Origin of the sequence: Vibrio nigripulchritudo ATCC 27043 (assembly GCF_000222685.1) — a bacterium.
Classification (GTDB): domain Bacteria; phylum Pseudomonadota; class Gammaproteobacteria; order Enterobacterales; family Vibrionaceae; genus Vibrio; species Vibrio nigripulchritudo.
Window position 1 is genome coordinate 1 of sequence record NZ_AFWJ01000253.1, and the last position, 317, is coordinate 317.

General features: G+C 46.4%; 2 tRNA genes. Both read right to left on the reverse strand.

Features of this window, described 5'->3' with window-relative positions:
• Positions 1-103 precede the first annotated feature (103 nt).
• Positions 104-179: transfer RNA gene (locus RH89_RS17000), tRNA-Val, on the reverse strand.
• Between the two features lie 34 nt (positions 180-213).
• Positions 214-289: transfer RNA gene (locus tag RH89_RS17005), tRNA-Ala, on the reverse strand.
• Between the last annotated feature and the right edge of the window lie 28 nt (positions 290-317).

The window sequence follows — 317 nt, forward strand, 5'->3', positions numbered from 1 at the left end:
TCGTCAGCTTTCCAAATTGTTAAAGAGCAAATCACTTCTCAAGGAAGTAACCATTTTTAAAGGCACTTAAGACTTTTTATTTCAAAAGAAATGCGCTTAAAGATGGTGGGCGATACCGGGCTCGAACCAGTGACCCCCTGCTTGTAAGGCAGGTGCTCTCCCAACTGAGCTAATCGCCCACATTAGTTTTACGTCTAGTGGTAGACGTCAAGATGGTGGAGCTAAGCAGGATCGAACTGCTGACCTCCTGCGTGCAAGGCAGGCGCTCTCCCAGCTGAGCTATAGCCCCATACTTGAGAGTTATTCTTTAGATAAAG